This window comes from Clostridium ganghwense, assembly GCF_026735165.1.
Lineage (GTDB): Bacteria > Bacillota > Clostridia > Clostridiales > Clostridiaceae > Clostridium_H > Clostridium_H ganghwense.
In genome coordinates this window covers 1-21,799 of the sequence record NZ_JAPQES010000011.1, presented here as the reverse complement: position 1 = coordinate 21,799, position 21,799 = coordinate 1, and the positions used below count along the sequence as shown (strand labels likewise).

Here is a 21,799-nt window from a genome sequence, read left to right as displayed (position 1 = left end):
TTTGCTCAATTAAAGGATGGAGTACCATTTACAGCAGGAACATTTATGACTGGTAAATTCCCATTCATGATGTTTGGACTTCCAGCAGCAGCATTAGCAATGTATCATGAAGCAAAACCTGAAAAGAGAACTCTTGCAGCAGGTATCTTAGCATCAGCAGCATTAACTTCTTTCTTAACAGGTATTACAGAACCAATTGAGTTTTCATTCTTATTCGTAGCACCAGCGTTATTCGGAATTCACTGTATCTTTGCAGGATTATCATTTATGACAATGCATCTTTTAAATATTAAAATAGGTATGACATTCTCAGGTGGAGTTATTGACTATATCTTATTTGGTATAATGCCAAATCGTACATCATGGTGGTTAGTAATTCCTGTAGGATTAGCATTAGCTGTAATTTACTACTTCGGATTCCGTTTTGCAATCAGAAAGTGGAATCTTAAGACTCCAGGTCGTGAAGATGAACAAGTTGCAACAGCAACTGCCAATGTTAAAGATGGGGAACTTGCTACAGCAGTATTAAAAGCACTTGGTGGAAAAGAAAATATAAGCAAGTTAGATGCATGTATAACTCGTCTTCGTGTAAGTGTAAATGATATTGCAAGTGTAGATAAAGAAGAACTTAAGAGATTAGGTGCTGCAGGTGTTATGGAAATAGGAAATAATATACAAGCTATCTTTGGACCGAAATCAGATCAATTAAAGGGTCAAATTAAAGATGTTATGTCTGGAAAGTAATTTGTAGATAATTTATAAAATAGGACAAGATTACATTGTAAGTATTAAATAAATAAATAAATAAAAAAACACTAGCGTATGCTAGTGTTTTTTTATTCTATAGAAATTCTTTGTTAGGCTTTCCAATAAAATATCCTTGTCCATAGTCTATTCCAAGTTCTTTAATTTTATTGAGAATAGCCTCGTTTTCAACAAATTCTGCTACTACCTTAACTTTGTATGCTCTAGCCATATTTACCATAGATTTAACTAAATGTTCATTTTCCTCTTTATCAAGAATATCCTTTATGAAAGAGCCATCAATTTTAATGTAGTCTACTGGTAATAATTTTAAGTACTGCATAGATGAAAAACCAGTACCAAAGTCGTCAATAGAAAATTTAAAGCCAAGATTTTTTATTTCTTTAACTAAGTTTGAAACTTCGATAATATTTTCTATATGTTGAGTTTCTGTAATTTCAAATATAATATTTTTGTGAGATATATTGTGTTTATCAACAAGTTCTATAACTTTATTTATATGTTCTTTATTTTCTAATTCTCTACCTGAAAGGTTTATAGAAAATTCAAGATTATCTTGTTTATCAACTATTGATTTATAATAGAGAGCTTTTTCTGTAACAATCAAATCTACATTACTAATCATATTGTTTTCTTCTGCCAAAATGATATATGGGTAGGGGGACAGGTATTCATTTCCGTTATCTATCCTCATTAATATTTCGTATTTACGAATTAACATAGTATCTAAATCTACTATAGGCTGGAAGAAAGGAACTAATTTATCCTCATTAATAACATCTATCAAAAATTTCAGTTTTTCATTAATATCTTTTTTATTCTTAATTATATGGTCAATGCTTGGACAAACAATTAAATCAGAGATACTTTTATGATGTAGTTCTTTAATAATGCTTTCAATTAAGAATATGGATGTTTTAGGATCTTTAAGCTGTGTTTTTTTTATGTTAATTAGTCCCATAAATACATTAACATTTATTGATAATTCATTAGTGTTAATATTAAGTTTTTTTACCTTTGAATGTAGTAGTTTAGAACTTTGAATGGATTTTTCCCACATATTTTCTTTGAAAAGGCATAGAAAGTTATCTGATTCCAAGCGTGAAGTATCACATTCTGCACCAATATAACGAGTAATTATCTCTGATAACTCTTTCAAAACTAAATCTCCAATATGGCCCCCATATTTACCGTTAATTAAGGAGAAATTGTTAATATTAACAAACAATATATGTTGTTCATCTAATAATTTTTTCCTATCTTTCAGTGTACTTATAAGATAATTTTTATTGAAAACTCCTGTGAGTTTGTCTATATAGTAATTCTTTTTAAATAGTTTATAACTTATAATAGCCAATGTGGTAAATGAGATAAATTCTATAAGAAATGGTTTGCGTGAATATTTTAAAGTTTCCTCAATTAGTAAACTTTCTTGTGTTTTACACACTAATGTCCAATTTAATGTTTCAATTTTTTTAAAGGAAGCATGTATTTCATCACCTGTAAAATCTTTGTAAGATACTATTCCAGATTTTTTATTGGAAAATTGATCCATCCATAATTTTATATAATTATTTAGTGACTCAGCATCAACATGCTGTACATTTTTAAAAAGTTTTAACTGAAGATTTGTCATATTATGACCAATTAATCCTTTTGATTCATGGGCTATAATTGTTCCAATTGGATCTATAAGATAGAAATTAAGATTATGTGACTTGGTAAAAAGATCAAATTCTTTATTAAAATCTTCTAGAAAAATATCTGCTGCAAGTACACCTAGAATTCTATCTCCAGATTTAACTTTATAAGACATAGTTATAACTGGTTTATTATTATTAATATTATTATAAACATTACTGATTAAAACTTCATCAGAATTCATAGCAGACTTGTACCATTTTCTTTTTCTAAGATCAACATGTGACTCTTCAATAACATTATGCATACCTGAATTACTATATGCAGTACCATCAGTGAATTCAACAAAATAAATCGAACTTAGAAGGGTTAAAGAATTTTTAGTATTAGAAAAAATTTTAGAAAGGTCATCCTCTGAATTTGATAAGTTACTCATAGGTAGATGGGAGATTAACTCAGAAGTATTTATTAATAAAACTTTTAGTGTAGTAATCTGACTTTCAATGAAGTTAGAATACTCTTCAGTAGTAGTTTTCATGGTTAATTTTTTTATTTCAAAAAGTTTTTGTTTTTGATAGTGAAAAATAAAAGTTCCACTAATAAACACTAATAAAAATAATATCACAAAAAATGTTCTTAGTAATTTAATATTTCTTTTTATGATGTTCACCTCACATTTAGTATTTTTATCAAGGTAATTTGTTGAAACTTATCTTATTTATTATACACTTAATTTTGATATTATAAAAGATTATTAAATCGAGAAAATGTTATATAATAAAATAACATGAGAATATATAAAATATGAAAAATTTTTAATGCAAAAATTTATTTTTAAAATTAAATTATATGCAAGATTAGTTATTTAATAATTCTGAAAATAGCTATTTTTGATGAATAAAGAGGTAAAATATTTAGTGTAATGTAAGACTTTTAATTAATCTTGCAAAACAATATTAATGAATTCAAATTTATGTAAGTAATTTAGAAATTTAAAATTACTTAGTGTTGAATTTATCAATTTAATATGCTATCATGTATGAAAATTTCACATTTTCTTTTACAGAGGAGGAAAATCATGAAAAAAGAACAAGACTTAGAAAATTGTAAAAAAAAGTATAACACAGCAGAATTAATGATTAAATGTTTAGAAAATGAAGGTGTAGAATATATGTTTGGTATACCAGGTGAGGAAAACCTTACATTTATGAATGCACTGAAGGACTCACCAATAAACTTTATTACTACCCGTCATGAACAAGGTGCTGCTTTTATGGCTGATGTATATGGTCGTTTGACTGGAAGACCAGGAGTATGTCTTTCAACTTTAGGACCAGGTGCAACTAACTTGATGACGGGAGTTGCAGATGCTAATCTTGATGGTGCTCCACTTGTAGCTATAACAGGACAAGCAGGTACAGATAGAATGCATGTAGAATCACATCAATATTTGGATCTTGTTTCCATGTTTGCTCCAGTAACTAAATGGAATAGACAAGTAGTACGACCAGATACAGCTCCTGAAATTATAAGAAAAGCATTTAAAATGGCATCTTGTGAAAAGCCTGGAGCTGTTCATATAGATTTACCTCAAAATATTGCTGCTATGCCTGCTGAGGGTAGACCATTAAAACATGGAACTATGGAAACAAGCTTTGCTGCTTATAATAGCATTGAAAAAGCTGCTATTGCAATTTCAAGAGCTAAGAATCCTGTTATCCTTGCTGGGAATGGTGCAATAAGAGCTAATGCTAGTGCTGCTTTATTAGATATGGTAAATAGACTTAATATTCCTATAGCTAATACTTTTATGGGAAAAGGAATAATACCATATAATCATCCGCTATCACTTTGGAGTATTGGCCTTGCACAGCGTGATTTTGTAAACCGTATTTTTGAAAAAGTAGATTTAGTAGTTGCAGTAGGATATGATATAATTGAATACGCTCCTAAAAAATGGAATCCAAATGGAGATATTGAAATAATACATATTGGTGCTGGTAAAGCAGAAATTAACAAATGTTATATACCTAAAGTTGAAGTTGTAGGTGATATATCTGATTCTATATATGAAATAACAAGACGTTCAAGTCGTCACGAAACTATACCTAAACATGTATTAGATATAAAGGCTAAACTTGCAGCTGACTATGAATCTTATGCTGATGACACTAGTTTTCCAATGAAGCCTCAAAAAATGCTATATGATTTACGTCAAGTTATGGGAGAAGATGATATAGTTATATCTGATGTTGGAGCTCATAAAATGTGGATAGCTAGACACTATCATTGTTTAAAACCTAATACATGTATAATTTCAAATGGTTTTGCCTCAATGGGTATTGCAATTCCTGGAGCTGTTGCTGCAAAATTGGTAAACCCTGACAAGAAAGTCGTAGCTGTAACAGGAGACGGTGGATTTATGATGAATAGTCAAGAGTTGGAAACTGCTCTTAGAATTGGTACACCGTTTGTAACTTTAATTTTTAATGATTCTAATTACGGACTTATAAAGTGGAAGCAGGAAGAACAGTTTGGAGAGCCTGTTTATGTTGATTTCACAAATCCTGATTTTGTGAAATATGCTGAAGCTATGGGACTTAAAGGGTATAGAGTAACTAAAGCAGAAGATTTAGCACCTATCTTAAAAGAAGCCTTAGCCCAAAATGTTCCTGCAATAATCGATTGTAGTGTTGATTATAATGAAAATTTGAAATTAACTAATCAGCTTAAAGAAAAAGAATTGAAGTAAAATAAAAAAACATCCGCAGATTTTTGCGGATGTTTTTTTATTTTGAATAACTAAGATATAATTGATATAAAGTGTATAAAGATATAACGTAAACAATATTTGAGTAGACAAGTAGTAGTTAAATTACATATTTAAGAAACATGGTATATTAGCTAAGGAAAAATTAAAGAAAATAAGAGATATTTCGAATAAACAATTATAAACAATAGCTGTATAAGTTAAATTACCTGTTCATTATCCTTGAAAAATAAAAAGGAGGAAAAATGATAAAATTTGTAAATTTTCAATTTAGGAATAATACTTTAAATAAGAAAATGAAAGTTTATTTAAGTATATTCTTAGTCGTATTAGTATTTATACTTATAAGTATAAATGATGTTAGTTATGCAGAAAATATTAGAAAAGAGAAGAAAAAAATATTGGTCATAAATTCATATCATCATGGTTTAAAGTGGACTGATGATATTGAAAAAGGTATAAAAACAGTATTTAAAAATAATAAAGAAGTAGAATTTTATTTTGATTATATGGATACTAAAAGAAATAGTAATCCTAATTATGTTGAAAAAATGCATAGGTTACTCGAAGAGAAATATAAAAATAAACAATTTGATGGAATTATAGTTTCAGATGATGATGCATATAATTTTATTTTAAAATACCATAAAAAAATATTTCCCCAAGTTCCAGTAGTGTTTTGTGGAGTTGATCATTTGGAAGCTTATAGTTTGAATAATAAAGAATTATTTACAGGAGTAATTTCAATAACTAATGTAAAAAGAACAATAGAGATTGCATTAGAACAGAATGTAAAAACAAAGAATATTATAATTATCAATGATAAAACTTCAACAGGTAAGTCGAATAAAAGACTATTAGATGAAATAATGCCCCAATTTAATAAAAAAGTAAATTTTATATTTTTTGAAGATATGAATATGTCTGATATTAGAGAAAGCGTTTCTAAATTATCTAAAGATAATATAATTTTATTAATGTCTTTTAATGTAGATAAATGTAATAATATATTTTCATATGAGGAAAGTGCTCATTTAATTTCCGAAAAATCAAATGTTCCAATCTATGGAGCGTGGGATGTGTATTTAGGTCATGGTATAGTTGGGGGAATGCTAACTAATGGTGAAAGACAAGGAGAAGTAGCTGGGAAATTAATGTTAGATATTGTAAATGGAAGGAATCCCCAAGATATACCGGTAGTAAAAGAAAATATTAATAAGTATATGTTTGATTATACAAAACTTAAACAATTTCATATAGATTTAAATAAACTTCCTATGGAAAGTTATATTATAAATAAGCCCACTTCATTTTTAGTAAAATATAAATATGTCTTACTTGGAAGTATGTTTTCATTAGTTATTATTTTATTAGGAATCATTATAAGAAAAAGTATAATTGAGAAAAAATTAAAAGTTCATGCTACTATAGATACATTAACAGGTGTGTTAAATAGGAGAGCTGGGCTAGAATTATTAGAAAAACAATTAGAGTTTAGTGGTAAAAATGATAAATATTTTAAAGTGACAGTTTGTTTTATTGATATTAATTATCTAAAACTTGTAAATGATACCTATGGTCATCACGAAGGAGATAAATTAATTAAAGCAACCTGCCGAATTATTAGCGATTCATTGCGGAAATCAGATATTTTATGTAGACTTGGTGGAGATGAATTTTTAATTATTTTTCCTAGAACTGATTTGAAATCAGCTAGGGATATTTTAAAAAATATTGATGAAAAAATTATAAAGCATAATACCAGTGAATATATAAAGTATACCATTAGTATAAGCAGGGGTATTGCTGAATTTGATCCTATAAACCCAGTTGACATAGATACTCTTATTAAAACTGCTGATACTGAAATGTATAGAGACAAAAAACGAATAAAAAGTAATGATAATTACTAAATATTATTAAAAATTAATATGTAAAATATAGATTAAGATGTATTAGAGTCAGAATAAATTTCTGGCTCTAATAATTTTAAAAAGTATTGCTAAAAATTTACAAAAGAGTTAAAATGATGTAAAGGGTACTTGATTAAAAGTAAGGTATATAGAATAAAAATAAATAAAATATAGTAATAAGATAGGGGTTAGATACATAGGATTTATTGAATTACTAAAGAGAAGTTGTAAAAAACAGATTTCATAAAAAGTTATTCAGAAATAAATATATAAATTTATATATTTATAAAATTTTATCAAAAGGAGGAATTTTAATGTCACATTTTATGGCAGAATTTTTAGGAACCATGATTTTGGTATGGTTAGGCGATGGAGTAGTTGCCAGTGTTTCACTTAACAAATGTAAAGGACAGAATGGTGGATGGATAGTTGTAACTGCTGCATGGGGAATAGCTGTTGCAATTCCTGTTTATATTTTTGGAGCTATAAGTGGAGCTCATATAAATCCAGCTGTTACTATAGCTAATGCAGTTATTGGTAATTTTGCATGGAGTGAAGTTGTGCCTTATATAGTTGCACAAATGTTAGGTGGAATTGTAGGAGGAGCATTAGTATGGTTAACTTACTTACCTCACTGGGAAGCAACTGAAGATAAGGCTACAAAACTTGGAGTATTCTGTACAGCACCAGCTATTAGAGATAGTAAAGCAAATTTTTTATGTGAGATTTTAGGTACAGCAATGTTAGTATTTGGATTATTAGGTTTAGGTCAAGCAGAAATGGTAGCAGGAATTAGTGCAATAGCAGTTGGTCTACTTATATTTGTTATAGGTCTTTCATTAGGTAGTCCTACAGGGTATGCAATAAATCCAGCTAGAGATTTAGGTCCTCGTATAGCACATGCTATTTTACCTATAGCAGGAAAAGGAGATTCAGATTGGGGATATGCATGGATACCAGTTGTTGGTCCTGTTATTGGAGGAATCTTAGGAGCATTAGTATTTGTAGCTGTATTCTAAAATAGTTAAGAAGAGGAAAATAGTCTATATGAATTTTAAAGATTATTAACAAGGTATAATATTTTTTATTAATTTTAAATACATTGACGTTGTGTAAACGTTTGAAATGGAAGGGTGGTTAACTATGAAAAAGTATATAATGGCATTGGATCAAGGAACAACAAGTTCAAGATGTATAATATTTGATGAAAAAGGAGAAATTGTAAGTGTATCACAAAAAGAATTTGAACAGATATATCCAAAAGCTGGATGGGTTGAGCACAATCCTATGGAAATATGGGGAACTCAAATAGGTGTAGCAAGTGAAGCTCTTGCTAAAGCTCATATAACAAGTAAAGATATTGCAGGGATAGGGATTACAAATCAGAGAGAAACAACAGTAGTATGGAATAAGAAAACAGGCAAACCTATATATAATGCTATAGTGTGGCAATGTAGAAGGACAGCTCAAACTTGTGATCAATTAAAGGCCAAAGGTTTAGATAAAGATATTAGAGAAAAGACAGGCTTGATTTTGGATGCATATTTTTCAGGAACAAAAATTAAATGGATATTAGATAATGTTGAAGGAGCTAGAGAAGAAGCTCAAAAAGGTAACTTATTATTTGGTAATATAGATACATGGCTAATTTGGAATTTAACAAAAGGTAAAGTGCATGTAACAGATTATACCAATGCTTCAAGAACTATGTTGTTTAATATACATGAATTAAAATGGGATGAAGAACTTTTAAAGGCTTTAGATATACCAAAATCAATGCTTCCAGAAGTTAAACCATCTAGTTATGTATATGGTGAAACAGATATAGATATTTTTGGAACAGCAATCCCAATAGCAGGAGTTGCAGGAGATCAACAGGCAGCTCTATTTGGGCAAGCGTGTTTTAAAGCAGGTATGGCAAAAAATACTTATGGAACAGGTTGTTTCTTATTAATGAATACAGGAGAAAAAGCAGTTGATTCTAAAAATGGATTACTTACAACTATAGCAGCTAGTACTTCAGATAAGGTAGAATATGCTCTAGAAGGAAGTATATTTATAGGAGGAGCTGTAATTCAATGGTTAAGAGATGAACTTAGGATGATAAAAGATTCTCCAGAATCAGAAAAATATGCTGAAGCAGTAGAAAATACAAATGGAGTTTATCTAGTACCAGCTTTTGTTGGACTTGGAGCGCCATATTGGGATCAGTATGCAAGAGGTACAATAGTTGGTCTTACAAGAGGAGCTAAAAAAGAGCATATTATAAGAGCGGCGTTAGAATCAATGGCATATCAGACATATGATGTATTAAAAGCTATGGAGGAAGACTCAGGAATAGAGCTTAAAGAATTAAAAGTAGATGGAGGAGCATGTGCAAATAATTTCTTAATGCAATTCCAATCAGATGTTTTAGGGGTAAAGGTTCAAAGACCAGAAGTAATAGAAACTACTGCGCTGGGAGCAGCTTACTTAGCAGGACTTGCAGTAGGATACTGGAAGGATAGAGAAGATGTAACAAAAAATTGGGCAATATCAAGAACTTTTGATCCTGCAATGGTTGAAGAAAAGAGCAAAGAATTACTTACAGGATGGCATAAAGCAGTGAATAGATCTTTAGAATGGGAAAATAAATAAAAACGAAATATTCATTTAGTACTTGACTTGAAAACTGGCTATTTAGTTATAGCCAGTTTCCAACTTTATTATGTTATATCAACAATAGAAGTATTTATAAGATAAAATAAAATATTGAATAGGCGGAGAATAGGAGAGCCTTAATTTAAATGGTAACAGTACCATTCAAATTAAGAGTTTTTTTTATTATAAAGGGGGAGTATCAGTATTATGTATGATATTACAATTGTAGGAGCGGGAGTAACAGGGTGTGCAATTGCTAGAGAACTATCCAAATATAAATTAAAAACCTGTGTGTTAGAAAAGGAAGTAGATGTTGCTAGTGGTACAAGTAAGGCTAACAGCGGTATTGTTCATGCAGGGGAGGATCCTGTTACAGGAACTCTTAAAGCCAAGTTAAATGTTAGAGGAAATGAACTATATGATAAATTAAAAGAAGAATTGGATTTTCCATTTAAGAGAAATGAATCTTTAGTGTTATGTTTTGATAAAAAAGATATACACAAATTAGAAGAAATGAGACAGCGCGGACTTAGAAATGGTGTTCCTGATACAATGGAAATACTAAATAGAGAAGAAGTTATAAAATTAGAACCAAATTTATCAGATAAAGTTGTAGCAGCATTAAGATTGCCAACAGGAGGAATTGTTTGTCCATACGAACTTACAATTGCTCTTGCAGAAAACGCATGTACAAATGGTGTAGAATTTAAATTTAATACAAAAGTAGAAGGAGTTGATAAAAGAAAAAATAAGTATATTATTAAAACCAATAAAGGAGAGATAGAAACTAAAATAGTTATAAATGCAGCAGGATTATTTGCAGATAATTTAAATAATATGGTGAGTAAGAGAAAAATTAATATAATTCCAAGAAAAGGTGAGTATTGTTTATTTGACAAGGCTGTAGGAAGTATGGCATCAAGAACATTATTTCAGCTTCCAACTAAGATGGGGAAAGGAGTATTGGTTACACCAACAGTAGATGGAAATTTACTTATAGGACCAACTTCTATAGAGATGGATGATAAAGGCAATAAAGATACAACACGAGAAGGAATAGATGATGTGTTAGAAAAAGCTAAGCTTACTATAAAAGAAATTCCTATGAAACAGGTTATAACTTCATTTACAGGACTTAGAGCGCATGAAGTAGACGGAGATTTTATTATAGGAGAAGTAGAAGACGCTAAAAATTTTATAAATGCTGCAGGGATTGAATCACCAGGATTAACCAGTGCACCAGCTATAGCTGAAATGGTTAGTAATATTATCTTAGAAAAATTAGCACCAGAAAAGAATGATAAGTTTAACCCTATAAGAAAAGCCATTCCAAAATTTAGAGAAATGAATAATGAGGACAGAAAGACTCTTATTGCTAAAGATGCTGCTTACGGTAAAATAGTTTGCAGATGTGAAACTGTTACTGAAGGAGAAATAGTAAATGCTATAAAAAGACCATTAGGTGCTACAACATTAGATGGAATAAAAAGAAGAACAAGAGCTGGAATGGGAAGATGTCAATCAGGATTTTGTTCTACGAAACTAGTAGATATTTTGGTGAGAGAGCTAGGAATATCTCATACAGAAGTAACTAAGTTTGGAGGTAAATCTAATGTATTGGTAGGAAAACCAAAAGATAATATTTAATAATAAAGAGGGGAGGAGTTTAAATGCAGCAATATGATATAGTTATAATTGGTGCAGGACCAGCGGGGCTTGCAGCAGCTATACAAGCTAAAGAAGAAGGAATAGATAATATATTAATACTAGAAAGAAATAATAAACTTGGAGGAATACTTAATCAATGCATTCATAATGGATTTGGTCTTCATATTTTTAAAGAAGAGTTAACAGGTCCAGAATATGCTCAGAGATTTATAGATAAAGTTAAAGAAATGAAAATACCATATAAATTAAATACAATGGTAATTAATCTAGATAAAGATAAAGTTATAACAGCTGTAAATAAGGAAGAGGGAATAATTGAAATAAAAGCTAAAGCTGTAATACTTGCTATGGGTTGTAGAGAAAGACCTAGAGGAGCAATAAATATACCAGGAAGTAGGGCTGCTGGAATATATGCTGCTGGTACAGCTCAAAAGTTTGTAAATATCAAAGGATATATGCCGGGAAAAGAAGTTGTAATATTAGGATCAGGAGATATTGGGCTTATAATGGCAAGAAGAATGACATTAGAAGGTGCAGAAGTTAAAGCGGTAGTAGAACTTATGCCTTATTCAAGTGGACTTAAGAGAAATATTGCTCAATGTTTAGATGACTTTGATATACCATTAAAATTATCTCATACTATAACAAATATAGAAGGTAAAGATAGAGTTGAAGGAGTAACTATTGCAAAGGTTGATAAAAATTTAAAACCTATAAAAGGAACAGAGGAGCATATAAAATGTGATACCTTATTACTGTCTGTTGGTCTTATTCCAGAAAATGAACTTTCTAGAAATGTTGGAGTTAAGCTTTCAAATATAACAGGTGGAGCAGAGGTAAATGAAAGCATGCAAACTAATATAGAGGGAATATTTTCCTGTGGGAATGTACTGCATGTACATGATTTAGTAGACTATGTTACAGAAGAGAGCTACAATGCTGGTAAAAACGCTGCTAATTATATAAATGAAAAAAAAGTTGAAGGTGAATCAGTAGAATTAATTGGAACAGATGGTGTTAGATATACTGTACCTAAAAAGATAAATCCTAAAAATATAGACAAGGTTGTAGATGTTAGATTTAGAGTAGGAGGCGTATATAAGGATAGTTATATTTCTGTTTATTTTGATAATAAACGAGAAATGCATATAAAGAAGAGAATTTTAACTCCAGGAGAAATGGAAACAGTAAAACTTACAAAAGCTATGCTTGATAAATACTGTGAGTGTAAAACAATTACTGTAAAAGTGGAAGGGGAGTAGAATATATGGCTGTGAGAGAATTAACTTGTATAGGATGTCCTGTGGGATGTAGTTTAGAAGTTGAAATTAGAAATGGAAAAGTTATAAATGTGCAAGGTAATATATGCATTAAAGGCAAAAATTATGCTGAAAAAGAGTGTACAAATCCAACAAGAATAGTAACTTCTTCAGTACCAGTTTTAGAAGGAGAAGTAGATATACTATCTGTTAAAACTCAAAAAGATATACCTAAAGAAAAAATATTTGAATGTATTAAAGACTTAAAGGGTATAATTGTAAAAGCTCCAATAGAAATTGGCGATATAATAGTTGAAAATACAGCAGGAACAGGTGTTAATGTAGTTGCCACAAAAAAAATCGAGAAAGCAATTAAATGAAGAATTAAAATATAAATAATTTACAGAGAGCATCTACTTGAGTGTAGGTGCTCTCTGTGTTTATATAAAAGTTATAATTATTTTATTTTTGTAAATTGAGTTTTATATGTGTCTTTTGATATTACATCAAAAATAAATCCTTGTTCTCTAAGGCCAGTTATAATTTCAGGTAAGGCTTGTACAGTTGTTATTTTTGGACCTAAATCATGCATTAAAATAACGGCTTTCCCATTTCTTGCACGTTTACTTTGGCTTAATACTGAGCTTACAATTTTATCTTTATCTTGACGATATTTTGATGCATCTGTAGAATCTACATTCCAATCAAAGTATACGTAACCTTCTTCATCCATGGCTTTTAATATATCTTTCATTATATTTTTACCACCATGTTTACGACTAATAGTATTGTTAGAACCGCCAGGGTATCTTAGAATATGATTAGGTTCATTTCCAGTAATTTCAGTTATAAAGCTATCTAATTTTTTTACATCATTTTTAAAATTAGCAACTGATTTATAAATAGTTGGATAATCATGGCTGTATGTGTGATTAGCTATAGCATGTCCATCTTTAGCGATTTTTTTATATAAATGTGTTAAACTTTTATGACCATTCACAAAAAAAGTTGCTTTTACATTATAATCTTTTAATACTTTTAGTATATCTAAAGTATTTTTTGATGGTCCATCATCAAAAGTTAAGTAAGCTATTTTTACATCTTTCATTTTTTCAGCATATAAATCTTTTTTCTCAATAATAGTAGTTTGCAATACTTCATTTTTTTCAGTTAGCTTTTCATTAGAATTTTTTATTTCATCTATTGCTTGTGTTAATTTACTATTTTCGCTTTTCACTTTCATAATTTTTGCTTGTGCCATAATCATATTTGAAAGTGAAAATATTAATGCACCAAATAAAATAAATTCAATTAATCTTATTAGTTTTGAACCTGATTTTCTTCTTCTCATTCTAGTACCATCCATCCCTTAGTATTATTTTGCTATCTTTGTTAATTCAATTATTTTTTTTTCGATTTCAGAATGATTTTTAGTTAATTTACTATTCTCAGAAGTCAGAGAACTGTTTGTTTCTTTCAATGCTTGTAATTCATTCTTTAATGTGTTATTTTGAGCGTTATATTCTTTAAGCTTTGGACCATTAAAAAAGTTAATAAATAGTGCAATAATGGTTATAGAGCTTGTTAAGATTATATTTATTGATCGCGTCTTTCGTCTCAATTTTCTATTTCGCATAATTCCGTCTCCTTTTATAAAATTCTTATGTTTACGACAATATTATATAATATTTTACTATAAAGTAAAGTTACAATAGTGTAACAATTCAGCGAGATAATAAGGGAAAAACAAAGTAATTAGCTTATTATCAAGTATTTCTTTGTTTTTCTCTTATTTATTATTTTTGTGATTTTTTATCATTATTTTTATCATTAACTACTTTGATTTTTATTCAAATATCATTTACTACAAGAATATTTCTGATTTTATTGTTTGGATATTTATTGTTTTATGTAAATTTAAGTTAAATTTAAGGTGTGTTTAATCTGCATTTAAGGGTTAATTAATATAATTTTTATAGAAGAGTTAAACTATAAATTGCAATTATTTAGGAGGCAGAAACATGAATTTTTTAAAAAGTATAGAAAGTGGAAAAATAAGCATTAATAAAATTGGAATTTTTAAAGCAATACTAATTATAATTATTTCATTTTTTATAGGAGAGACAGGCTTGTTTTTCAATGGGTGGATAAAAAGTCTAGGAAGTGCAGCACCATATGGAAGGTTTATTGTTGAGATAATATTTAAATTTTTATCTGTAGTAGTTATTTTAAAAATATTTAGTAAAAAATCTGAAGAAGATTTTGAATATAATAGTCCAAATTTACAATATTACCTTTTTACCTTCTTAATAATTGTTGGATTTCGTTTATTTTATGAGTATAGTATAGGTGGAATAGTTAGTAACATAAAAATGAATCCTGTAATCCAAAAGGCTTTTGAAGAATTAGCAGTGTCACCTATTGTTTTGATACTTACAGTTGCCGTTTTAGCTCCTATATTTGAAGAAGTTATTTTTAGGGGAATTATATTAAATGGTATGGCTAAAAGATTGAATACTAAAATTGCTATTATTATTTCTGCTTTTTTGTTTGCTTTAGTGCATATGAATTTAGTTCAAGGAATAAATGCATTTTTGTTAGGCATACTTTTAGGGTTTATTTATCTAAAGACTAGATCAATATATTTAAGTATTTTTGCTCATTTTATTAATAATTCTGTAGGTATTATGATTGCAGGGGCTATGGAAAAACTAGCTTTTAGAAATGAGCTTATATTTCAAATAATTGTAACAATTGTAGGGGCAATTATTATGATTTGTGGATGCTTGTGGTATAGGAAAAATGGTAAAAACGTATTGAGAGAACTTAAGTGCACAAATAATTAAAATGAATTTAAGAGTTAATATGATATTTTGATATAAGTGTAGATATTAGGAATATAATGAAAAACGTATGAAAAAATATTATAAACGTATAGTTAACATGTCCCTTTTTTTATGAAAACAGCATATATAGTAGTAGGTAGTTGTTTTCAGAAGGGAGGACGGAATAAATGACACAGCTAATTATGCAGTATGTTCTAATAGTTTTATTGGTAGTAGGACTAGGGTATTTTGTATATTTACTTAAGGATAAAGGTGTAAATATCAGTGAAGATTATTTTGGTATAGCTTATACAGTATTAGGATTTCTACAGGTAAATGAAGCTAATACTGATAACGTAAAACGCATATTAAGAGCAGTATCGTTAGCTGTTAATTATGTGGAAACTAATTATAAAGATGAAGATAACATTACAAAAGAGGAAAAAGCTTTAGTTTTAGCAAGAGAAGCTGTAGAGGTTTTAGACTTTCAAAGTGAAATTCGAGATGAAAATTTAAGACAAATTATAAGATTGGGAGTAGCTTTCTTGCCTCCAACAAATAAAAATAGTGAAGAATTGGATGATATTAAATTAAAAAATAGTGTTCAACAGTAAAAAATAATGATTTTATAAAAATAAAAACTAGGATATGTATTTTATGCATATCCTAGTTTTTATGCTACCATAAAAACGCAATTTTATTGGATTTTATGGTAAATTAATAAAATCAACTTGTAATAGGATGAAAAAATGGGTAAAATAGAATATAGTTTTTAGATATGAGAACATGTGTTTCTATTTTGGATTTTACAAAATAGAGGTTAATATAAATATAAATTTATTATGGAGGATAAAAATGGGCTTAGGTAATAAAGAGATTAATTCTTATGATGTTACAGATTTAACGTCCTTAGAAAAATTAGAGCCAGTGAGAGTTAGACCGGGTATGTACATTGGTTCTACTGGAACTAAAGGACTTCATCACTGTATTTGGGAAATACTTGACAATGCAATTGATGAAATAGCTAATGGGTATGGAGATAAGGTAAAAGTAATTTTAAATAAGGACAAAAGTGTTACTATTATAGATAATGGAAGAGGTATACCAACAGGAATACATCCAATTAAAAAGAAATCGGGTGTAGAGATGGTATACACTGAATTGCATACTGGAGGTAAATTTGACAATAAAAATTATAAAACCTCTGGTGGACTTCATGGAGTTGGAGCTGCAGTAGTTAATGCTTTGTCTGAGTGGCTCCAAGTAGAAATAAAACAGAAAGGTGATATATATAGACAGAGGTTTGAATATGCATTTGATAAAGAGTTAAATAAAAGAATGCCAGGTACTCCTGTAACAAAACTCCAAATAATAGGAAATACAAATGAAACAGGAACTAAAATAACTTTTAAACCTGACAAAGAAGTATTTAGTACAGTAGATTTTAAATTTGATGTAATAGATGAGAGGCTACAAGAATTAGCTTTTCAAAATAAAGGTATAACTTTGGTATTAGTGGATAATAGGAAAGAGGAGTATGTAGAGAAGGAATATCATTCAGAAAGAGGACTTTTAGATTTTATAGATTATTTAAATGAGAGCAAAACTCCTATTCATAAAGAACCAATACTTTTTGAAGGAGAAAAAGAAATCAATGGAATGAAGGTGTACGGAGAAGTCTGCATGCAGTTTACTGATTCTACAACAGAGAATATAGCAAGCTATGTAAATAATATACCTACAACTGAGTCAGGAACACATGAAACTGGATTTAAAACAGGAATGACTAGAGCTTTTAAAGAATGGGCAAAAAAATTAAATATTGTTAAAGACAAGGATAAAGGTTTTGAAGGAGATGACGTAAGAGAAGGATTAACAGCTATAGTAAGAGTTAAAATAAGCAATCCAATTTTTGAAGGACAAACAAAAACTAAACTTGGCAATAATGAAGCATATACAATAATGAATGAGTTAGCTTATTCTAAATTAGGTGCTTGGATTGAAGATAATAAAGAAGTTGCTTCAAATATTATAAACAATGCAGTATCAGCAGCTACGAGAAGAGAAAAAATTAAGAAAATAAATGAAGCAGAGAAAAAAAAAGTAGGAAAAGGAACAGCACCACTTGCGGGAAAAGTATCTGTTTGCACATTGAAGAGACCAGATGTATGTGAGTTTATAGTAGTTGAGGGAGATTCAGCTGGTGGTAGTGCAAAGCAAGCAAGGGATAGAAGATTTCAAACAATAATGCCTTCTAAGGGTAAAATAATGAATACAGAAAAACAAAAGCTTGAAAATGTACTAGCTAGCGAAGAACTTAAAATTTTTAATGTAGCCATAGGCACTGGAGTTTTGGATAATTATAATGAAAGTGATCTAAAATACGACAAAATAATAATATTGAGTGATGCTGATGTAGATGGATATCACATAAGAACTCTATGGATGACTTATATTTACAGATATATGAGGCCTCTTATAAAAAATGGACACTTATACATAGGATTACCTCCTTTATATAAGGTGTATAAGAATGTAAAAGGAAAAGAGATTAAAAAATACGCTTATAGTGATGAAGAATTAGTATCAGTAAAGAAGGAAATAGGTAAAGGAGCATTAATTCAGAGATATAAGGGTCTTGGAGAAATGAATCCTGATCAGCTTTGGGAAACTACATTAAATCCTGAAACTAGAACTCTTCAACAAGTTACTATAGATGATGCAGCAAAAGCTGAGAAAATGGTATCTCTTTTAATGGGGGATGTGGTAGGTCCGAGAAGAAATTATATGTATAAGTACGCGGAATTTTAATTAGTTTAGAGTTTATGATAGGCATAATATTTAAAATGTAAAAAAGAATTCTAAATAATTAAGAAAGGAATTGAAACAATGGCCAAGAAACAATTAGTAATACCAAAAGATAATAATATAATAACTGTTCCACTAGCAGAGGTTATGCCAGATAATTATCTTCCTTATGCTGTTGAAGTTGCAAAGGAAAGGGCGCTTCCAGATGTTAGAGATGGATTAAAACCTGTTCATAGAAGAATTTTATATGGAGCTTATAAACTTAAAGCTATGCCAGATAAACCTTACTATAAATCTGCAAGAATAGTGGGAGATATTTTAGGAAAATATCATCCACACGGAGATACTTCTGTATACGATGCAATGGTTATTTTAGCCCAAGATTTTGCTACAAGAATTCCTCTTATTGATGGACATGGTAATTGGGGAAGTATAGATGGGGATAATGCAGCAGCTATGCGTTATACAGAGGCAAGACTTACTAATATTGCCCTTGAGATGTTAAAGGATATAGATAAAGACGTAGTAGAAATGGTAAATAATTATTCTGACACAGAACTTGAGCCAAAAGTACTTCCAGCAAAATTTCCTAATTTACTTGTAAATGGAACCTTTGGTATAGCCGTAGGACTTGCAACTAACATACCTCCTCATAACCTAGGGGAAGTTATTGACGGAGCTATGGCTTGTGTGGATAATAATGAAATTTCTACAGAAGGTCTTATGAAATATATTAAAGGACCAGATCTACCTACTGGAGGAATTTTAATAGGAGAAAAAGCTTTGCTTTCTGCTTATGAAACTGGAGAGGGAAAAGTTACTTTAAGAGCAAAAACTTCTATAGAAAAGTTAGAAAATGATAGATATGGAATAGTGATAAATGAGTTTCCGTATAGAAGAAACAAAGCTAAAATTCTACAAAATATATCAGAAATGACTGCAGATAAAAAACATTTAAAAGCTCTTGAATCTATAACGGATATTCGTGATGAGTCAGATAGAAATGGAATAAGGGCAGTAATAGAATTTAGAAAATCTGCGGATAGAGATGTTATTGATAGAGTGTTAAAATATTTGTTTAAAAGAACGGATTTGCAGTACAATTTAAGCTTTAATATGGTTGCAATAGCTGATGGTAAACCACAAACTATGGGGTTGAAAACTATAATAGTTCATTATGTTAATCATCAAAAGGATGTAGTAACAAGAAGAACAGAAAAAGAGTTGGAAGTTGCAATGAAGAGATTCCACATAGTAGAAGGCTTTATAAAAGCTATAGGTATAATGGATGATATAATTGCAACCATAAGAGCTTCTAAGTCAAAAAAAGATTCAGAAAAAAATATTATGGATAAGTTTGGATTTACAGAAGTTCAGGCACAGGCTATAGTTGAGCTTATGTTATATAAGTTAACAGGATTAGAAATAAAAGTTTTTGAGAAAGAGTATAAACAGTTAGAGAGACAAATTAAAGCACTTCAAAAAATATTAGGAAGTGAAAAGGAATTATTGAAGGTTATAAAAAAAGAGCTTGAAGAAGTAAAGAAAAAGTATTGTGATGAGAGAAGAACTCAAATAATTCACAATGATGAAGAAGCTAAAATTGACCTAGAAGAATTAATTTTAGAAGAAGATATAGTAATTACTATGTCTAATGAAGGATATATAAAAAGGATATCTGATAAATCATATAAGAGATCAAATACCAATATTGAAGATATTGAGTATAGAGAAGGAGATTTCCATAGATATCTAATTAACTCAAATACTAAAGATAATTTTATGATATTTACTGACTTGGGAAATATGTATCAGCTTAAATGTTCCTTAATACCAGAAATGAAATGGAAAGAAAAAGGAGAGAAGCTGGATACTTTAATAAGATCATTAGATTTAGATAAGGAAAAAATTATATCGGTATATGTTTTTAGTGAACTATCTAAAAATAAAGGATTTATCTTCTTTACAAATAGAGGAGTAATCAAGAAAACTTCTTTAGATAAATTTGAGACAAATTATTCTAAATTAGTTGCTTTAAAATTAAAGAATGAGGAAAGATTAGTTGATGTTAAGTTATATGAGGGAAAAAGAACTGAGAAGTACATAAATATTAAGACAAAAGAAGGACTAGAGTTTAGTGTTGATGAGCCTAAACTTGAAATTGTTGATAGAAATATAATGGGAACTCAATTGTTTAGTCTTTCAAAATTTGATGAAGCTGTTGAAGTTCAGTATACAGAACAATTTGATCATAAAACTTTTGTTGCAAATATTGATGAAAATGGGCTTATAAAGGTTTCTAATAAAAGGGCTTATAAAAACTTTTATGGATGTCATACTAATTCCTTAAGTAAGATTCTTATATTTGGTAATAAAGGTAGTGTATTTAAGCTTTCATCAAGTATAATACAAAATATTGAGTCTAGCGGAATAAAATTGAATAAGCTTGTAGATGAGTTTAATGAAAAAGAAGAAAAAATCATAAATGTTTTTTCAGTGTTAAATTTTAATGAAGAGAGTAGTATATTTTTCTTTAGTAAATATGGATATGTTAAAAGAACTTTGTTAAGTGAATTTGACGGAGAATATACAAGTATTAAAGGGTATAAACTGAAAAATGAAGAAGATGATCTTATAAATGTAAAATTAAGTGATAATATAGAAGATAAGGATATATTATTAATAACTAAGGATGCAATGTGTATCAGATTTGAGAGCAGTAGTATAAATACTATGGGTAAGATAGCAAGTGGGGTTACAGGTATTAGTCTTAAAGATAATGACGAGGTGATTTTTTCAGAATTTATACAAAGGAAAGAAAATAATGATGAAATAGCTTTAGGCAGAGAATGTATAAATAGCATAAAGATAATTTCAAAAAATAATGTAGAAGAAGAAATAAGGCTTAGAGATATAAAGGTACAAAATAGAGCTGGAAGAGGAGGACGAGTGCTTCTTCTAGAGTTGGACGATTATATTTTAAAGGTTATATAAGTTAATAAAATTAGAATGGCATTGTCTGTTGATTTATGTTAAACAGAAGATACATAAAAGTTTAATGATCATACAAGAGATTATGCCATTATTTATTTTGGGTTTTAGAGTTATATAAAAAAATTAAGTTAATTTATAGAAATATATTGCAAAACATCTAATAACATGATAATATGTTCTTGTCAACAAAAAGTATGTTAAAAGTGTGTTAAAAGTATGTTAAATAATATTAATTAAATATTTATGGCGGAGAATAAGAGAGCCTTAATTTTAGAGGGAAACAATATAGCCCTTTTGAATTAATGCTCTCTTTTTTTGATGTGATTAGGAGGTAAAATATGTTTGATATTACAATTATAGGTGCTGGTGTTACTGGATGCGCTATAGCGAGAGAATTATCTAAGTATAAACTGAAAACGTGTGTATTAGAAAAAGAAATAGATGTTGCATCAGGAACAAGTAAAGCTAATAGTGGAATCGTTCACGCAGGGGAAGACCCAGTTCCAGGAACTCTTA

16 protein-coding genes are annotated in these 21,799 nt (G+C 29.2%); 13 read left to right on the top strand and 3 right to left on the bottom strand.

The annotated features are described in order from the left end of the window. Positions 1-744: glucose PTS transporter subunit EIIB (locus OXH55_RS19440; RefSeq protein ID WP_268051817.1), on the top strand; the 744-nt coding region annotated here is incomplete at its 5' end. Between the two features lie 97 nt (positions 745-841). On the opposite strand, the gene OXH55_RS19435 is transcribed toward OXH55_RS19440, so the two are convergent. Then, a complete protein-coding gene (locus tag OXH55_RS19435) occupies positions 842-3,031 on the bottom strand; it encodes a GGDEF domain-containing protein (RefSeq protein WP_268051816.1) in 2,190 nt (729 codons plus the stop codon). A 453-nt stretch (positions 3,032-3,484) separates the two neighbouring features. Here OXH55_RS19435 and OXH55_RS19430 point away from each other — a divergent pair, with 453 nt between their 5' ends. The 7 genes from OXH55_RS19430 (at position 3,485) to OXH55_RS19400 (ending at position 13,036) form a co-directional block, all read left to right on the top strand. After that, positions 3,485-5,158, top strand: a complete 1,674-nt coding sequence (locus OXH55_RS19430) for an acetolactate synthase large subunit (RefSeq protein ID WP_268051815.1) — start codon at positions 3,485-3,487, stop codon at positions 5,156-5,158. Between the two features lie 263 nt (positions 5,159-5,421). After that, on the top strand, positions 5,422-7,089 hold the full coding sequence (locus OXH55_RS19425; protein ID WP_268051814.1) for an ABC transporter substrate binding protein: 1,668 nt from the start codon (positions 5,422-5,424) through the stop codon (positions 7,087-7,089). A gap of 314 nt (positions 7,090-7,403) precedes the next feature. Further along, complete coding sequence (locus OXH55_RS19420; protein WP_268051813.1) at positions 7,404-8,108, top strand: MIP/aquaporin family protein; 705 nt, start codon at positions 7,404-7,406, stop codon at positions 8,106-8,108. Positions 8,109-8,232: 124 nt separating this feature from the next. Continuing rightward, positions 8,233-9,726: a glycerol kinase GlpK gene (gene glpK, locus OXH55_RS19415; protein ID WP_268051812.1), complete on the top strand. Its 1,494-nt coding sequence runs from the start codon at positions 8,233-8,235 to the stop codon at positions 9,724-9,726. A 210-nt stretch (positions 9,727-9,936) separates the two neighbouring features. Further along, the gene (locus tag OXH55_RS19410; RefSeq protein WP_268051811.1) at positions 9,937-11,376 is read left to right on the top strand and encodes an NAD(P)/FAD-dependent oxidoreductase; all 1,440 of its coding nucleotides are present in this window, start codon (positions 9,937-9,939) and stop codon (positions 11,374-11,376) included. A 23-nt stretch (positions 11,377-11,399) separates the two neighbouring features. Further along, positions 11,400-12,659 (top strand): NAD(P)/FAD-dependent oxidoreductase, encoded by a 1,260-nt coding sequence (locus tag OXH55_RS19405; protein ID WP_268051810.1) that lies wholly within the window; start codon positions 11,400-11,402, stop codon positions 12,657-12,659. A gap of 5 nt (positions 12,660-12,664) precedes the next feature. Further along, a complete protein-coding gene (locus OXH55_RS19400; protein WP_268051809.1) occupies positions 12,665-13,036 on the top strand; it encodes a DUF1667 domain-containing protein in 372 nt (123 codons plus the stop codon). Positions 13,037-13,113: 77 nt separating this feature from the next. On the opposite strand, the gene OXH55_RS19395 is transcribed toward OXH55_RS19400, so the two are convergent. After that, positions 13,114-14,007, bottom strand: a complete 894-nt coding sequence (locus tag OXH55_RS19395; RefSeq protein WP_268051808.1) for a polysaccharide deacetylase family protein — start codon at positions 14,005-14,007, stop codon at positions 13,114-13,116. A 24-nt stretch (positions 14,008-14,031) separates the two neighbouring features. Next, the gene (locus OXH55_RS19390) at positions 14,032-14,292 is read right to left on the bottom strand and encodes a hypothetical protein (RefSeq protein ID WP_268051807.1); all 261 of its coding nucleotides are present in this window, start codon (positions 14,290-14,292) and stop codon (positions 14,032-14,034) included. A 385-nt stretch (positions 14,293-14,677) separates the two neighbouring features. Here OXH55_RS19390 and OXH55_RS19385 point away from each other — a divergent pair, with 385 nt between their 5' ends. The 5 genes from OXH55_RS19385 to OXH55_RS19365 form a co-directional block, all read left to right on the top strand. Further along, positions 14,678-15,502 (top strand): CPBP family intramembrane glutamic endopeptidase, encoded by an 825-nt coding sequence (locus tag OXH55_RS19385; protein WP_268051805.1) that lies wholly within the window; start codon positions 14,678-14,680, stop codon positions 15,500-15,502. 167 nt (positions 15,503-15,669) lie between these two features. After that, positions 15,670-16,095: a hypothetical protein gene (locus OXH55_RS19380; protein WP_268051803.1), complete on the top strand. Its 426-nt coding sequence runs from the start codon at positions 15,670-15,672 to the stop codon at positions 16,093-16,095. Between the two features lie 241 nt (positions 16,096-16,336). Next, on the top strand, positions 16,337-18,292 hold the full coding sequence (locus OXH55_RS19375; protein WP_268051802.1) for a DNA gyrase/topoisomerase IV subunit B: 1,956 nt from the start codon (positions 16,337-16,339) through the stop codon (positions 18,290-18,292). A gap of 78 nt (positions 18,293-18,370) precedes the next feature. After that, on the top strand, positions 18,371-21,283 hold the full coding sequence (locus tag OXH55_RS19370) for a DNA topoisomerase IV subunit A (RefSeq protein ID WP_268051800.1): 2,913 nt from the start codon (positions 18,371-18,373) through the stop codon (positions 21,281-21,283). A gap of 338 nt (positions 21,284-21,621) precedes the next feature. Further along, on the top strand, positions 21,622-21,799 hold a 178-nt coding region (locus OXH55_RS19365; protein ID WP_268051818.1), incomplete at its 3' end, for an FAD-dependent oxidoreductase.

What these genes read in the sequence shown, in the direction of transcription:
- OXH55_RS19370 (WP_268051800.1), top strand. Translation starts at nt 18,371, where the DNA reads ATGGCCAAGAAACAATTAGTAATACCAAAAGATAATAATATAATAACT.
- OXH55_RS19400 (WP_268051809.1), top strand. Translation starts at nt 12,665, where the DNA reads ATGGCTGTGAGAGAATTAACTTGTATAGGATGTCCTGTGGGATGTAGT.
- OXH55_RS19405 (WP_268051810.1), top strand. Translation starts at nt 11,400, where the DNA reads ATGCAGCAATATGATATAGTTATAATTGGTGCAGGACCAGCGGGGCTT.
- OXH55_RS19380 (WP_268051803.1), top strand. Translation starts at nt 15,670, where the DNA reads ATGACACAGCTAATTATGCAGTATGTTCTAATAGTTTTATTGGTAGTA.
- OXH55_RS19420 (WP_268051813.1), top strand. Translation starts at nt 7,404, where the DNA reads ATGTCACATTTTATGGCAGAATTTTTAGGAACCATGATTTTGGTATGG.
- OXH55_RS19375 (WP_268051802.1), top strand. Translation starts at nt 16,337, where the DNA reads ATGGGCTTAGGTAATAAAGAGATTAATTCTTATGATGTTACAGATTTA.
- OXH55_RS19390 (WP_268051807.1), bottom strand. Translation starts at nt 14,292, where the DNA reads ATGCGAAATAGAAAATTGAGACGAAAGACGCGATCAATAAATATAATC.
- glpK (WP_268051812.1), top strand. Translation starts at nt 8,233, where the DNA reads ATGAAAAAGTATATAATGGCATTGGATCAAGGAACAACAAGTTCAAGA.
- OXH55_RS19385 (WP_268051805.1), top strand. Translation starts at nt 14,678, where the DNA reads ATGAATTTTTTAAAAAGTATAGAAAGTGGAAAAATAAGCATTAATAAA.
- OXH55_RS19410 (WP_268051811.1), top strand. Translation starts at nt 9,937, where the DNA reads ATGTATGATATTACAATTGTAGGAGCGGGAGTAACAGGGTGTGCAATT.
- OXH55_RS19395 (WP_268051808.1), bottom strand. Translation starts at nt 14,007, where the DNA reads ATGAGAAGAAGAAAATCAGGTTCAAAACTAATAAGATTAATTGAATTT.
- OXH55_RS19425 (WP_268051814.1), top strand. Translation starts at nt 5,422, where the DNA reads ATGATAAAATTTGTAAATTTTCAATTTAGGAATAATACTTTAAATAAG.
- OXH55_RS19430 (WP_268051815.1), top strand. Translation starts at nt 3,485, where the DNA reads ATGAAAAAAGAACAAGACTTAGAAAATTGTAAAAAAAAGTATAACACA.